The organism is Cobetia sp. L2A1 (genome assembly GCF_009796845.1).
Taxonomy (GTDB): domain Bacteria; phylum Pseudomonadota; class Gammaproteobacteria; order Pseudomonadales; family Halomonadaceae; genus Cobetia.
Window position 1 is genome coordinate 2420867 of sequence record NZ_CP047025.1, and the last position, 14202, is coordinate 2435068.

General features: G+C 58.3%; 16 protein-coding genes. 5 read left to right on the top strand and 11 right to left on the bottom strand.

What is annotated here, in order from left to right; translation table 11 throughout:
* The first annotated feature begins 5 nt into the window (after window positions 1-5).
* On the top strand, window positions 6-986 hold the full coding sequence (locus GQR90_RS10395) for an alpha/beta hydrolase fold domain-containing protein (protein ID WP_158774047.1): 981 nt from the start codon (window positions 6-8) through the stop codon (window positions 984-986).
* 91 nt (window positions 987-1077) lie between these two features.
* Here the strand turns inward: GQR90_RS10395 and GQR90_RS10400 are convergent, their stop codons facing one another.
* Entirely contained in the window at window positions 1078-1986 is a 909-nt protein-coding gene (locus tag GQR90_RS10400) for a hypothetical protein (RefSeq protein ID WP_158774048.1), read from the bottom strand.
* Between the two features lie 267 nt (window positions 1987-2253).
* Here GQR90_RS10400 and GQR90_RS10405 point away from each other — a divergent pair, with 267 nt between their 5' ends.
* Window positions 2254-2805, top strand: a complete 552-nt coding sequence (locus tag GQR90_RS10405) for a YagU family protein (protein WP_158774049.1) — start codon at window positions 2254-2256, stop codon at window positions 2803-2805.
* Between the two features lie 90 nt (window positions 2806-2895).
* Here GQR90_RS10405 and GQR90_RS10410 read toward each other — a convergent pair whose 3' ends face one another.
* The 9 genes from GQR90_RS10410 to GQR90_RS10450 all read right to left on the bottom strand — a co-directional run bounded on the left by GQR90_RS10410 (window position 2896) and on the right by GQR90_RS10450 (window position 10393).
* Window positions 2896-3594, bottom strand: coding sequence for a PEBP family protein (locus tag GQR90_RS10410; protein ID WP_158774050.1), 699 nt, complete (start codon window positions 3592-3594; stop codon window positions 2896-2898).
* 72 nt (window positions 3595-3666) lie between these two features.
* Window positions 3667-4305: a YbhB/YbcL family Raf kinase inhibitor-like protein gene (locus GQR90_RS10415; protein ID WP_158774051.1), complete on the bottom strand. Its 639-nt coding sequence runs from the start codon at window positions 4303-4305 to the stop codon at window positions 3667-3669.
* Window positions 4302-5372 carry a YHYH protein gene (locus tag GQR90_RS10420; RefSeq protein WP_158774052.1) on the bottom strand — a complete coding sequence of 357 codons (1071 nt, stop codon included), beginning with the start codon at window positions 5370-5372 and terminating at the stop codon, window positions 4302-4304. The genes GQR90_RS10415 and GQR90_RS10420 overlap by 4 nt, the downstream gene beginning before the upstream one ends.
* A 158-nt stretch (window positions 5373-5530) precedes the next feature.
* Window positions 5531-6061, bottom strand: a complete 531-nt coding sequence (locus tag GQR90_RS10425; protein ID WP_158774053.1) for a hypothetical protein — start codon at window positions 6059-6061, stop codon at window positions 5531-5533.
* A 17-nt stretch (window positions 6062-6078) separates the two neighbouring features.
* Window positions 6079-6645 carry a HupE/UreJ family protein gene (locus GQR90_RS10430; protein ID WP_199269405.1) on the bottom strand — a complete coding sequence of 189 codons (567 nt, stop codon included), beginning with the start codon at window positions 6643-6645 and terminating at the stop codon, window positions 6079-6081.
* A 138-nt stretch (window positions 6646-6783) separates the two neighbouring features.
* Complete coding sequence (locus GQR90_RS10435) at window positions 6784-7443, bottom strand: hypothetical protein (protein ID WP_199269406.1); 660 nt, start codon at window positions 7441-7443, stop codon at window positions 6784-6786.
* 133 nt (window positions 7444-7576) lie between these two features.
* A complete protein-coding gene (locus tag GQR90_RS10440) occupies window positions 7577-8632 on the bottom strand; it encodes a YHYH protein (protein ID WP_158774054.1) in 1056 nt (351 codons plus the stop codon).
* 260 nt (window positions 8633-8892) lie between these two features.
* Entirely contained in the window at window positions 8893-9201 is a 309-nt protein-coding gene (locus tag GQR90_RS10445; RefSeq protein ID WP_158774055.1) for a hypothetical protein, read from the bottom strand.
* A gap of 124 nt (window positions 9202-9325) precedes the next feature.
* Window positions 9326-10393, bottom strand: a complete 1068-nt coding sequence (locus GQR90_RS10450; RefSeq protein WP_158774056.1) for a YHYH protein — start codon at window positions 10391-10393, stop codon at window positions 9326-9328.
* A gap of 530 nt (window positions 10394-10923) precedes the next feature.
* On the opposite strand from GQR90_RS10450, the gene GQR90_RS10455 reads away from it, so the two are divergent.
* The 3 genes from GQR90_RS10455 to GQR90_RS10465 are packed head-to-tail and all read left to right on the top strand — an operon-like array spanning window position 10924 to window position 13106.
* Window positions 10924-12099, top strand: a complete 1176-nt coding sequence (locus GQR90_RS10455; protein ID WP_267902028.1) for a DUF6152 family protein — start codon at window positions 10924-10926, stop codon at window positions 12097-12099.
* A gap of 16 nt (window positions 12100-12115) precedes the next feature.
* Window positions 12116-12574, top strand: coding sequence for a hypothetical protein (locus GQR90_RS10460; RefSeq protein WP_158774058.1), 459 nt, complete (start codon window positions 12116-12118; stop codon window positions 12572-12574).
* 19 nt (window positions 12575-12593) lie between these two features.
* Window positions 12594-13106, top strand: coding sequence for a hypothetical protein (locus GQR90_RS10465; protein WP_158774059.1), 513 nt, complete (start codon window positions 12594-12596; stop codon window positions 13104-13106).
* Between the two features lie 116 nt (window positions 13107-13222).
* On the opposite strand, the gene GQR90_RS10470 is transcribed toward GQR90_RS10465, so the two are convergent.
* Window positions 13223-14179, bottom strand: coding sequence for a GlxA family transcriptional regulator (locus tag GQR90_RS10470; RefSeq protein WP_158774060.1), 957 nt, complete (start codon window positions 14177-14179; stop codon window positions 13223-13225).
* Window positions 14180-14202 lie beyond the last annotated feature (23 nt).

Below are 14202 nucleotides of genomic sequence, written 5' to 3' on the forward strand. Positions count from 1 at the left end.
GACTCATGACAACGACACCGTCTCCCCTATCATCTCCACTACGGTCAGCCATCCGCTGCCATGACTTCATCGAGACCTTTTCTCTCGGCCTGGAGGACATGGTCACGCTTGAGATACCGCAGGCGCGTCTGTGCTATGAAAAGCTGTGCCAGAAAATCGGTGCCCCTCTGCCCGCCGGCATGACATCACACGATGAAATGCTGTCAGTCGCGGACCGGGAGTCTCCTCTTCGATTGCGCCACCTCTGCCCGGCGGGATGCCAGAATGCCTCGTTGGCTCCCGTCGTCTACCTGCACGGCGGTGCCTGGCAGATAGGCTCGGTGGAGACCCACCAGGGAGTCGCTGCCAGTCTGGCGAATCATCTCGGACGCGTCGTGGTCAGCGTCGATTACCGGCTGTTGCCCGACGTCAGTTACCGCGACCTGCTGGAGGATTGCCTGGTCGCCGTTCGCCACCTGTCGCAGACACAGCCTCCGGCAGCTCTGGTCGGGGACAGCGCTGGAGCGCGACTGGTGATGGATGTCACCCGAGTGCTCTCGGCAGAATCCTCACCCGCACCATCTCCTTACCATGCCGAGACAGTGCTTGGCCTGGTCTATCCGCCACTTGATCCCGTCTTGTCGCTGGACGCTGATGATGAGCGCACGCTAGGCCCCACTGCGCCCCTCCTCAGTCGTGAGGAGATCGTCAGCATGTGGCAGGTCGTGGTCGAGGGTGATGCGTCAGGCAGCTATGCGCCCTCACCAGCCCACTCACGCTTCGCCCCTGCAAAGCGCATCGAAGTCTTGAGTGTCGAACACGACCCCCTCACCGCTCCACTAGAGGCTGCGATCGCGACATGGCAGGCGCAAGGGGCTGATATTGGCTATCGCTGTGCGCCGGGCATGGTGCATGCCGCGCTTCATGCACATCATGTGCTACCGGAGATGGGCGTCGCCTGGCGCGATTTCTGCGGCGCATTGAAGGGTCGCATTGACGACGCATGAGGCTGACTCTCCTGCACGTCAGCGCGTGACGCTTGATCGCGCAGCGCTATCTGCATTGCACCCAAGAAAATCGTATTCAAGAGAATCTGGCTCAAGACACTCGTACCTCGTCGCACTGCACCTCATCGCGGCGCAGTACCCGCAGCTCCACATCCGCGGGACACTGTGAAACAAGAGACTGCCAGCGGGCCTGCAATTGGCCCCGCAGCTCAGCGTCGCCGTAGATCACGACCACGACCACCAGTCGGAAGTTGTCATCCATCGCCCGTTCCGCGATGAGGGCTTCGTAAAGAATACTGTCAAGCACACGCTCAGCCTTGGCGTGATGTTTCAGCACTCTGACATCAACAAAGGTATTCACGGATGCCTGACCAACAAACACCGCATCGAAGCATGCCCGTGTATCACCTACCTGGATATCGTGGCGAACCTCACTGGCCTGCTTTGCGCCAGACTCGCGTGCAATCTGACGCACCAGAGCCGTTTTCACTGCGCGTAGCTCGTGGCGATGCTCTCGCGTCATCTTCTCGCGCGCCACCTCATGTGATGCCATCTCCCCACTGGATGGTGACGCCATCGGCGTGTCGTTATTGCCGCCGTGAAGCAGTTGCGCCACGTCAGCATCATCCACGGAGATCTGGGCATCCTCTGCCTTCCTCTCATCGCCATCCTCCTCGCCCAGTGAGTCCCGCACCTCAGCGGTCAGACGCGCCTCTTGTTCGCTGGGCGACAGGGTACGCATGAAGGAGCGGTCCTTATGGTAATCGCCAGGCGCATAGAGTTTGCCGTGATGATGGGTGACAAGACGATAGAAAACGCCCAGCACCAATAGCGGAAAGATAACGATGAAGGCGATCAGCGGCCAACGCTCAGCCTCTGTCAGCTTGTCGGCGGATGAATTCAACAACAGACTCGCGAATCCATAGATCAGCGAGATGAACAGCGCGATGATACCGAGTGGATTGCGCGCCAACTCCTTGGCATTTTTCATGAACTGCATAACTGCTCCATTCCCTTGGCCTGTTACTGGCTATGGGGCGCGGGCAGCCACATTGCAATGCCAACCCAGAGGCTTTGCCCTCCACACAACCCTTCGCCGCTGACCATCACTTGCGCCTGCTTCCTGCATATCGTTTGCACAATGACGATATATACTCGATGAGCATTTTCTTATTACGATATTGGCCGAGCATTCTGTACATCATCGGCCAGTACTTAGGTGGCGACCTCCCCAACGCCCCTGACCAACCGCAAGGATTGACACTACATGACAGGCAAGAAGCTCAACTGCCAGATCATTTTCTGGGCCACCTTGATCGGCGGCTTCGTCAGCTCGCTGATCAAGTCCGGCACCGAATCCAACATGCCGCCGCGTGTCAGCGGTGAAGCTTCTCCGCCGGCGATTCACATCGACTCCTGGCTGGGCGGCCTGGGAATCAACTCCCACTCCATGGACTACGTCTATCAAGGCATCACCATCCCGGGTGCCGTGATGCTGTATCACTGGCTGTTCAGCTTTGCTTTCGCCTTCCTGTATGTCGCCTTGTCAGCCTACTGGCCGAAAGTGCGTGCCGGTTATGGTGCGGTGTATGGCCTGTTGATCACCTTCGTCATGCATGGCTTCCTGATTCCGGCCCTCGGCTTCCGCAACCCGGCCTACCTTGGCGGTGAAACGACTGGCTGGCTGTGGAACCTCAACGGCTATGAACTGTGGAGTGAAACCCTCGGCCACGTCTGCTGGTCCATGTCGATCGAAGTCTGCCTTATCGCCGTGCTGGCGCACTTCTCCAAGCCCATCAAAGGCGCCTGGAGCAAGTAACTTCCCGCTCCATCTCTCAGATGAGCGCAATAAAAAGGCGCCCCTGCTTTCGCAGGGGCGCCTTTTTATTGTTACAACGGCACGCGCAGATCAGCCTTCGATAGTCATGCGGCACAGCAGCGTGTTGTCCTGCTTGAGGCTTTCCCCCCAGACGAACTTGGCGTTGTCGTCCCAGTCGATATCGTCATAGCCATCTTTCGGGCTGACGTCGCTGGCAGCGTGTTCAATGGCAGCCGGCCAGTCGCTATCGTCGAAGTCCGGGGCGGTCCAATCACCATCAACCGTAGTTTCCTCGAAGGCACAAGCACCCTCACCCGCTTGTGGGTCACTTTCGTCTTCGCAGGAAGTCTTCACCGGTGCGTGATGTACCACGAGGCAATGCATGTCGCTGTTGGTAACACCGATGACGTCACCTGTCTTTGCATCACGGAACTGGGCAATCATGCCGCCATCACCCATCTGCTGACGATCGGTGCCGATATATTCAAGGCCTGAGTCATTCTCCTTGAAGTCCTTGGCCTTGATGGCAATCGTCACCGGGAATTGCGTCTCGATGATGGCGGTTTCTGAATTGAAAGAGCGCTCAGTGGTGATCGGCACGCTGTCTTGCATCGCCTTCTCGCCATTGACGTACATTTCAAACCAGTTATCGACCCAGACCTCGGCCTTGAGTCTGGTACCGCTCTGAGGCCCGGCCTTGGGCTTTGCTGCATGCTCATCCTTGGCGTGTGAATCGGCAAAGGCAGGTGCAGCAGCCAAAATGAGGGCAGCGGTCAGTAATGTGCGCATGAGGATTCCTTTCGTGGTGAATAGTGATCGGTCTTCTTGGCTTGCAGGGGCTGTCTTGCGTCCATCATCTGCTCAGTTGCGGAAGGTGATGGAGGATGAATCAATGACCTTCCCCTTGAGCGCCTCGGTCATCGTCTCCCAGTTCACGCTCATGTCGTCATGATCCGGCAACGAATCCAGCGGTGCCTTCAAGGCATACAGCGTGATCGTGTATTCGTGATACGAGCCCTCAGGGCCGGGAGGTGAACAAGGCGGCGTATACCCGATACGTTTCTTGTCCTTGTCGGCGCCCTCATCCCCCAGCGACGCCGGGTTGCCGCGCGGCAAGGCGTGGGTGTCTGCCGGGAGATTCCACAGCAGCCAATACTGGCTGGGAGCGTCACGACCTTCGACGGTGCCTTTGGGATAGTGATGCATGATGAGGGCGAGGCTCTGTGTGCCGTCAGGCACATCCCCCCATGTCAGTGGGGGTGTGAGGCCATCGCCGCCGTCGCGAGTGCATTTCAGGTCATCCGGCAGCCAGCCGTCATCACTGAAGGCAGGACTGGTGAGCGTGAAGTCGCCTTGTGCCAGCGCAGGCGTGGCCATGGGCCCGGCCAGTGCCAACGTACAAAGCCCAGCGGCCATCCCACGCGCGAGACGCGTCTGCAAGGCACTTGAGAACTTGCCCGACAAATTGCTCAATAACTTGCTCGATCCTGCAGAACTCATCGGCAGTACTCCCCTGTCTTGACGTCTCCACCATCTGTCACGGTACGCGTTTCAAAGTCATAGCAATCGGGCGTATCGGTGGGCGTATAGCGAATGTAATAGGCTTCACCGTGATAGGTGTAATCCATGCTGCGCTTGCCGTCTGCCTGCTGGGTAAAGACGAGGTCTTCCACGCCCCCTTGCGGCGGAGTGCCGGCAGGACGCCCACGGCTATTGGCATCGCTGGTATCGTTTGCGGCTGACAATGGCGCCACACGTGGCAAGTCCTTCTGGTCAGGCACTTTCCCCATCAGGCACTGCACGATATAGGGCGCCTTCTGCGAAGTGTGGTAGCGATAGCCAAAGGTCTTGTCCGGCTGGCCATTGCAGATATCCAGCGCTCCGTTCGCGATATGACTGCCATCTGGATTATCGTCGCCATAGATGGGATACCCATCCAGCGCCCAACCGATGATGGGGTTGTCATCGGCATTCTTCATCTTGTCGATCATGCAGGTGGGTTTGACATGATAGTGGTAGTCATCGCCACGCCCGGAATGCCCACCACAGGCATCCAGCTGTTTGGTGGCCAGGGTGTCATTCTTGGCCTGATAACTTGAGAGGTCATCCTGAGACATCTCTCCGCCGCCGGTGTAGTCGTAGATCGGCACGCCATTGACGGCGACACCCAGCGCAGCATCACGCGTATAGGGTGACTCCTCACTGCCGCGCATCTTGGGCTCCAGCACTACGGGCGATGCGTAACCCTTGGCCGGCACCGGTATCTGCTCATTGGTGCCGACGATGCCGGTCATCATCTCGTGGTCCGGCCAGGTGTCCGAAGCAATCAATGCCTTGCCATCGTGACAGCTGACCGACACCGAATCGTCAAAGCCTGCGTCCTTCACCGAGGCTTTCACGACATCACAGCGTGTCTTCTGCTTGGCCGTCAGTGATGCCGGGTCATTGGCGATAGACTGCGCAGCGTGAAATGCCAACGGCGCCAAGACCGCAGTCCCTATGCCCAATGCAATGGAACGACGCATGAAGCGTCCTCGTCCATGCGAGTTCTGATCGGTGGATGACATGCTCCCCTCCTTTGAGGTCGTGGTGATGGAATCTGATCCAGACTCTTTGAAGAGAGCGGCCCGATGGCCGCCCCACGCCCAACCCTGGGCAACTTCACGTATGGCGGTTCTTGTGGTGGTTCTGGTGATAGCTCCGATGCCGGCTCGAACAGCAGGCGCTACCACTGCATGACGATGAACGTCAGTGTCATCACGCCGATGGCGACCATCCAGGCACCCAGCACGCGCTGGGCGATCACGAAAGCCGCCTCTGGCAACACGCGCCCGATCAGGGCAAACACCCCCCAGCACAAGAGGATGGTGCCCAGAATCGTCCCCAGCACTCCGACAAGCAACGCGGCGGGCGTAGTCGCCACGTCATGCCCCAGAAACAGCAGCCCCACGATCAGCCCCGCCATCAATGCCGGAACACGTGCCATCGCGGCATGCCCCCAGGCTGTACGCAGCGGCAGATGGATCGACACCAGCAAGGCGAAGAACATCGCAAGCCCGACCACTCCCATCACTAGGTAATCCGGTGCGAACAGCGACACCGCGATACCCAGCACCATGCCATTGATCACTCGCAGAACATGGCGCATCACCTCGCAAGCCGTGAAACGACTCTGAGTGGCAACACCGACCAGCCCTGCCGTCAGCAGCATGTAGAGAATGACGGGGCTTCCGGCGGCGGCTTGAAAGCCCAACATCAACTGATCCTGCCACATCACGCCAGAGCCTCTATCAGGAAGTAGACGCCCAGCAAGGCCGTCACCGCGCCCAACACTCGCAACAGCTGGCCTTGACGGAAACGCTCTGCCAGCACACCGACACCGATACCCGCGGCGTGCAACGAACCAGTCGCCAGCATGAAGCCGATGGCAAAGGCGAACGGATCAGAGGCCAACGGTAACTCCGCCCCATGGGCATAGCCATGACAGATGGCGAACACTGATACCACCAGACAAGCGATCCACAATGGCAATTTCACTCGTCCGGCAATGAAGATCCCCAGCACCAGCGCCGAGAGCGCGATACCGATCTCGATCCCCGGCAGAGGAATCCCGACAATGCCGACGACACTGCCCAGCGCCATGATCATCGGGAAGACAACCGGCAACAGCCAGGTGGCGGGACGCCCGAGAATGACACCCCATAGCCCTACCGCTGCCATGGCGGTGAAGTGGTCCAGCCCGGTCAGCGGATGGAGGAAACCAGCCGCGAATCCGCCGACGGAATCCGTATCCACATGAGCTTCGGCCATGCGTGAAAATAGCAGTAACAAGAAAGCCATGCTGAGTGCGCATGTACGGGCAGTGCTTGGCCGTAAACACTGGGGAAGCGTCATCATGTAGTCATCCATCGAGGTCAATAAAAAGCCTCCCCCCTATGCAGAAAAGAATGCATTGGAAGAAGGCTTGTTCATGCGAAGTTACTTGGCAAAGCAGTACAAGAGACCATCTCCACCGGTGCTTTTCAGCGCCGGGATATCACAGCCCTTGGTCTGGTGTGCCGAATTCCATGAGGTCGGCTGAGCGCCTCCCCCCTGGCGGTCGAAGTGTCCGACCATGACACCTTCATCATTGCTTGAACTGGTCCAGTCCTGACAGGTGCCACCTTCGAGCTCACCTTGGGCATTGGAGGCGGTGAGGATGTCATGACGATTGGGAGTATCCCCATAGCCAGTGATGTGTTCGCCCTTCTCCGTCAAGGCGGTCGCCTGACTGACGTTGGTGGCCACGGAATGCAGTGCCTCGACATCCTTGGCGACCATCACACCCTCGGCGTTGTACCAGGGGCCGGCACCAATGCGATCACGCGCATTCTCTTCGCTGGTAGACAGGTAAGCTGCCCACTGCCTGTCACCCACCCCTGCCGACTCTGCCAGTGACTGACAATGCGCATCAGCCCCTTTGACACCGCCGAAATCACCGCCCTTGCCGGGATTGTGACTGGTGACGAAGAAGCTCATGGAAGCATCCCCTGCGGCACCCTCCGCTGCGAGCGCCTGAGCACTTGCCAGACTTGCTGCCAGCAGGCCCGCCACCAGAGCCGCCACCCATTTATCACTACCTTGCTTGACCGACTTCATCCTGAAATCTCCTGTCATCATGACTGAAGTACTGGAAATATCGCGTCTCATGCGACGCTTGCTTCACATGACTCTGCGCGACGCGACTCATGGCCTACACGACAGACAGGCCACACGAAGATGGCCTGTCAGATTACTGCTCGTTGGCATCACCGGATGCATCATCGCTTTCCGGACCGCCTATGGGTGCAACACCATCCGGGCCCGGACCTGGCCCCTGGCCCGGTGCGCGTGGGGAACCGATCCCCATCTTGGCATTGGTGGTGAAGTTCTCCTTCGCCATCTCGCCTTTCAAGCACTTGGGCAGGTTGGGGAATTCTTCCGTGGCGTGATAGTGATACTCGCCTTCCGGGTGACGCTTGGTCGGGCCGAAGTGGCCATTGCAGCTGTCGAGATCCGTCGGCACTTCCCCCGTCGGATCTTCGCTGCCGAACATCGGATAACCATCGAAGGCATAAGCGAATTGAGCACTGTGGCTCTGTGGCAGCTGGCAGTTGACATCCACCTCTTCCTTGGAATAGACGGCGTCGATATCCGTTGCAGTCGCGTGCCAGTGATACCAGCCGCCGGGGTCGGTATGCCCTCCACAGGTATCCAGAGCCGGCAGATTGCCGGTATCCAGCACTGACGGCGCATCCGCGAAGATCGGGACACCATCCAGTGCCAGCCCGACCTTGGCCACGGTACCCAGTGACGTGGGCTCTTTCGCCTCCACTGGCTCCAGCGGCAACAGAATCGTCATCTCGACGCTTTCATCCGGGGAGACGTTCAGACAGTTGTTGTCGTCGACCGGCTTCTTGCTCAAGTCCGTCATGATGTGGAGTTTTTCATCCTCATCATAGAAATGGAAGCCAAGCGTATCGAGCATTTCAAAGAAGCTGCGATCCAGACGATACAGACCCGGTCTGGTGCCATCCCAATCCCAGATGCCACCGGCATCATCCAGTGTCGGAGGGCAGAAAGGGCCTGTCTTGAGGTCGTCTGGCTTATGCTTGACGACAATCCTGGTGCATTGGGTAGTGGTGCCATTTTCAAGGGTACATTCCACTGTCTCAGGCGCCTTGACCAGCGCAGATTCAGAGAACTGTCCCGGCACGACTTCGGCGCGAGCGGCGCTGGCCAACAACAAGGAGGCAGGCAACACCGCGGCCAGCCATGCCGTCTTGCTCACAAGGGATACTGGCTTCATGTAAGGCTCCAAAAAAAAGCGCCCGCAACTGATCAGTGGGGACATCATCAGTCAGACGGGCGCAGGATATTACGTAAAAGCGTCAGTGCCGCTATCCATGAACAGCAACACGAACATTATACCAAAACAATACACATATCTTTCAATAATCATACAGACATGCAGCAAGCAGAATCATTTCGCTGACAGGCACTGGACAGGTGCGCCATCACGGGATTCCGCCCAGGCAGTAAAAAACGGCAAGAACAGTAAAAAAGCACTCAGTGCTTGTCGCCCTTGGGTGCGTCATCTGGCAGGCAAGCCGTTTCACCACCCTTGGGAGGGGCGACGCACTGACCCGGCACCAGTGAATCAGCGTTCGGTACCTTGATCTGACACTGGTCACCCACCTGCTTGTCAGCACAGGCATCAAAGGCCTCCTGCGGGGGTTTGCCATTAGGCGGCCCACCACTCGGCGGCTGTTGAGCAGCACTCATCCCGCTCACTGTCAGCAGTGCAGTCGTCATCAGGAGCATTGCTCCGACACGCGCCATCTTGGGCACGGCGGCAGACATATGAGTGAAATTCATCGTGCTGTTCCTTGTGTTCCTGTTGATGGGCAAATCCTGCGACTTGACTGTGCAAGCAATAAGTCAAAAAACAGTACGCAACGAGGTAGATACGTCACGCACTGTCGCACGCTCTGCCACGTGATTACTCTGCAGCTTCGGGACGCTCCTGGCCCGGCGGCGGACCATCCGGACGCTCACCATCCTGACCCGGCGGCGGACCTGCCGGAAGCTCATCTGCCTTGCAGACAGCATCCGCAGAGTGGAGTGCACAGCCGCTTTCTCCGTGGAAGCAACCCAGGATCGCGTTCTTCTCGGCACTGTTGCCGTGGTAGTGATAACCAATGCTCTTGGCGGTGTGACCACTGCAGGCGTCAAGGTCCGCGTCTTCCGCGTCATCGCCGGTCAGCTTGGCCAGGATCGGGTATCCGTCCATCGCGAAGCCGATCATCGGGGCGTCCGCCTCGGCCACCTTCTCTTCCGGGCTACAGCCATTGGCGCCGTGGTAGTGATAGCCGGCATGCAGGTTCACGTGACCGCCACAATCATCCAGCGGTGCCACGGTATGAGCCGCGAGAATGACATCCTGCGGGGCAGAACCATCAAAGACGACCCCATTGAACGCCACACCACGCTGGCCATGCTGATTGTCATCTGGCTCGCCTTCCAGCGGCACCGGCACCAATGGCAGCACGTAGGTCGTTTCCGTCAGCTCATCCATGTAAGCCGGGTCACACTTCACGCAGTAGTTGTTGTATTCATCAGCCACGATTATTGCCGCCGCAGCTGCACAGGCTTCCTTGGTATCCGTGACGTTGATCTTGCCAGTCTCCTTGTCGAACAACTGCCATTCGGGGTCGTCATAGAAGGTGGCCAGATTCTCGATGAAGGCACCATCAACATCAATAGATTTGCCATCGCGCATCCAGATGCCGCCTTTATCGTCGCCATCACCAATGTTCTCCGGGCACCAGGAGCCCATCTCGTCATGGTCCAGTGAATTCTTGAGGGTGATGCTGAAGCACTGGGTCTCGGTGCCGCCGGAAAGCGTGCAGTCCACCACCTTGGGGCCCTCAACGATGCTCTTGGCATCGAACATCGACTTGATGTGCTCCAGACGTGCCGAGACATCCATCTCATGAGCCATCGCAGAGCCGGAGGCCATCAGTCCCATTGCACTACTCAGCAACATCGTGCCTGCAAAATGCTTCATGTAATCATCCCTATTGCGTGATATTGGCAGATGACAAGGGTCTACATCGAGGTGATGCCGACTGTCTTGTCTAACTAATATTGTTACCGCGAGACGCAACATTCACCCATCATCCAATAAACGAAGAATCGCTGCCAGCCTAATGAAATCCCTTTCAGCATAGCAGCAATCACGGTGCCGACCCGTCGGATAACAGCGCCAAACCCCCTCCCAACAATGCAAATAAACGTCAAAAATCTCCGGGCTTTTCATGGCTGCCTCTGAGTCATCATCACCATGGCCAATGTTTGTCTTCAGTAGGCGAAATGCCATGAAAGACACCACGTATCGTGCCATCACATTTCGTCAACATTTCCTGCACTACTTCACCGCTAGACTCGCCATCATTCATCAATATCCATACATCATCTTGTTCCTTGTCGAGATGCTAACGATGTCCTGACCATGATCATGATCATGATCATGACGATTCAGTTTGCTTCAGAAGACGGTGCCCTTGTCTTCCTTTTTCTCAATCGGACACCCTACCCATGAGATATCTCTCAGCTCAGACCGCCCTCGGCCTCTCTCTCCTCCTCACAGGCATAGCTCAGCCCGCTTGGGCGCACCACGGCGTGAATTCGGAGTTTGATGTCACCAAGGATGTCGACATTTCCGGCACCCTCTCACGCGCACGACTCGTCAACCCGCATTCCTATCTGTACATCGAATCGACGACAAATGATGACAAACCCGAGACCTGGGCGTGCGAAATGGGCTCATGGACGGCGCTCAAGCGTGATGGCTGGACCAAGGACATGTTGCAGACAGGGACTCACGTCACCGTTCACGGCCATCCCTCGCGCACAGAGGCGCTGGGGTGCGTCGTCGAGCAATTATCACTGGCAGATGGCACCCAGCTGGATACTCGCCCCGAGCATGAAACGAGCGATACAAAAAGTACGGCAGATGAACAAGCGCAGCGGGCGACGACTCAGGACGGCACTCCCACTCTTGCTGGCAACTGGGCCGCGATACACTTCCAGCCACTCGCACCTGGGGCTGGCGGTCCTCCGGGAGAACACGGCCCGCAACTGGGGCCACGTCCGGATCACGGCATGCCACCGTCAGGCGGCATGCCGCCCGAAGGCGCGGACCGCCCAGCACAATCTCTGCCCAAGGACCTGCCCGTGACAGCTGCCGCAAAGACAGCCTCCAAGGGTTACGATCGTGATGACAACCCTCGCTTCAACTGCATGGCGACCAATATCTTCGAAGACTGGACCTTCGATGAGATGGTCAATCATATCGAGCAGACTGCTGACACCGTTCATATTGACTACGGCTTCATGGATCTCGAACGCACCATTTATCTGAACCAGGTAAAGCACCCGTCAGACCTCACGCCCAGTCGGGCGGGGCACTCCATCGGCCATTGGGAAAATGGCAAGCTGGTCGTGGACACCCGCGGCTTCACGCCGGGCTATCTTCTGGCATCGCCCATGGACGGCGTCGCGCTGATGAACAGTGCACAACTGCATACCGTGGAGACATTCTGGCGGGATGAGGACGGTGTCACGCTGCATCGCAGTTACACCATCGAAGACCCGATCTATCTGACAGAGCCGCTGACAGGACAGGACGATGTCGTGGCGACCGATGATGCCTACGAGGAGTATCACTGCGACGACCTGACCAATGCCGGCCATGTTGAGCCGCCCCACTGAGGCGAGGGCTTTCCCCATGGAGCTTTGGTTCGCGCTGGAAGACTCGTGGCTGGGAATGTGGGTGGCAAGCTCTGAATGGGGCTATCCCATCACGCTGTCACTGCACGTGGTGGGCATGGCGATGGTGCTGGGCATCAGCTGGATGATCGATCTGCGCGTGCTGGGAATCAACACGGCTGCATCAATCACTGGACTGCTTCGCTATCGAGGCATCGTTCTGCTGGGGGCATTCATCAGTCTACTGACCGGTATCGGCATGTTCGCGGGGGAGGCCTCAATGGTCTACGACAACACGGCGCTGTGGGCCAAGCTGCTGGTGCTGCCCTTCGCACTGGGCACAAGCCTGTGGCTTTGGCGGCGTCTTCGCCCGGAAGCGCGTGCGATCCGACCGGCCGACAAGGGGCTGGCGCTGGTCAATCTACTGCTCTGGGGGGCCGCCATGCTGGCAGGCCGTTTGATCGGGTATTGCTCGTGAACTACTTGAGGCACATCCCATGACCGCGGACACCCTCGCGCTCTGGATGAAGTCCACCGCCCTGCATAGCGCCATTGTGCACTCGACCTCGGTGTGGCCAATCCTCGAGATGCTGCACTATCTCGGCCTCAGCCTGCTGTTCGGTGGGCTGATGATCATCGACCTGCGCCTGATGAGCGTGATACGTCATCTATCGTTTCGGGGGGCCAACGGCTTCATCCCCGGGGCGCTGGTCGGCTTTGCCATCAACCTGACAACTGGCGTGCTGTTCCTATTCGGGGACCCGGATCGCTATTGGGGCAATACCTCGTTTCAGATCAAGATGGCGCTGATCACCTTTGCAGGCGTGAATGCGCTGGTCTTTCGACACTATTTGAAGCCGTCGCTGATCAGCAGGGATGAGCCGCTGATCAACGACGCTAACCAGACCCCTGCCAACAAGCGTCAACTGGCCCTCCTGGCAGGCCTGCTGTCGCTGTGTGCGTGGATAGGGGTGATCGTGATGGGGCGCCTGATCCCCTACCTGGAATGAGACGCTCTGCATGTGACTGATCGTCAATCGCTCACCACGCAAAAGGCCTGCCCATTGGGCAGGCCTTTTTTGTCACGCTCATCGACGGACAACAAGAACATCGAAGGTCAACAAGGTCATCGCGTCTGGCGTGGCGAGTGCCCGAAGTGATTGCGATAGGCACGCGAAAAACTGGAGCTTGAGGTAAAGCCACTGGAAAGCCCCACCGAGAGGATGTCGAGATCAGTCTCCTTGAGCAGATGCCGCGCTCGCTCCAACCGCAATTTCAAATACCAGGCGCGCGGCGAGGTGGATAGTTCCTGCTCGAAGAGGCGTTGCAATTGTCTCAGCGATACCCGACAGCGCCGTGCCAATTCCTCAAGCGTCAGCGGTGTGTCCAGATGCTGTTCCATCAGCGCCACCGCATCGACCAACTGGCGTTTGTGGGTGCCAAGACGCCTGGCTAGCGTCATGCGCTGCTGATCGGTGCGTGTGCGCATGCGGTCGTGCACCAGCTGCTCGGATACGTCCACTGCCAGTGCTGTGCCATGACGGCGTGCGATCACGTCCAGCGCCATGTCCATGGCCGCTGCCCCACCGGCACACGAAAAGCGCCGTGCGCCCAGCTCGAACAGCTCGTCTGACGTACTGATGGTCGGAAAGCGCTCACGGAAGGCCGGCAGGCTCTCCCAGTGCAGCGTGACACGCTCACCGTCCAGCAAGCCTGCTGCTGCCAACAGGAAGCAGCCGGTATCAAGCCCGCCCAGCACACAGCCTGCCCCATCCAGGCGATTCAGCCAGCCACTCAGGGCACGGTTGAGATGGGCTTCTGGCTCAAACCCGCTACACACCGCCAACGACGGAAGTGAGCGAATATCGAGAATGCTGTGATCTGCCACCAATGTCATACCGCTTGATGACGTCACCGGCTGGCCATCCTCGCTGATCAATAACCAGCGAAATAGCGTCTGGCCACTGATGCGATTGGCGATCCTCAGCGGCTCTACCGCGGCAAAGAACGCCATCATCGAAAAGCGCGGCAGCAGCAGGAATCCGATGGTTTCGGGGAGCGGTCCTGAATAATCGAGACGCATGGCGTCAGGGCCTCCTCATGGTG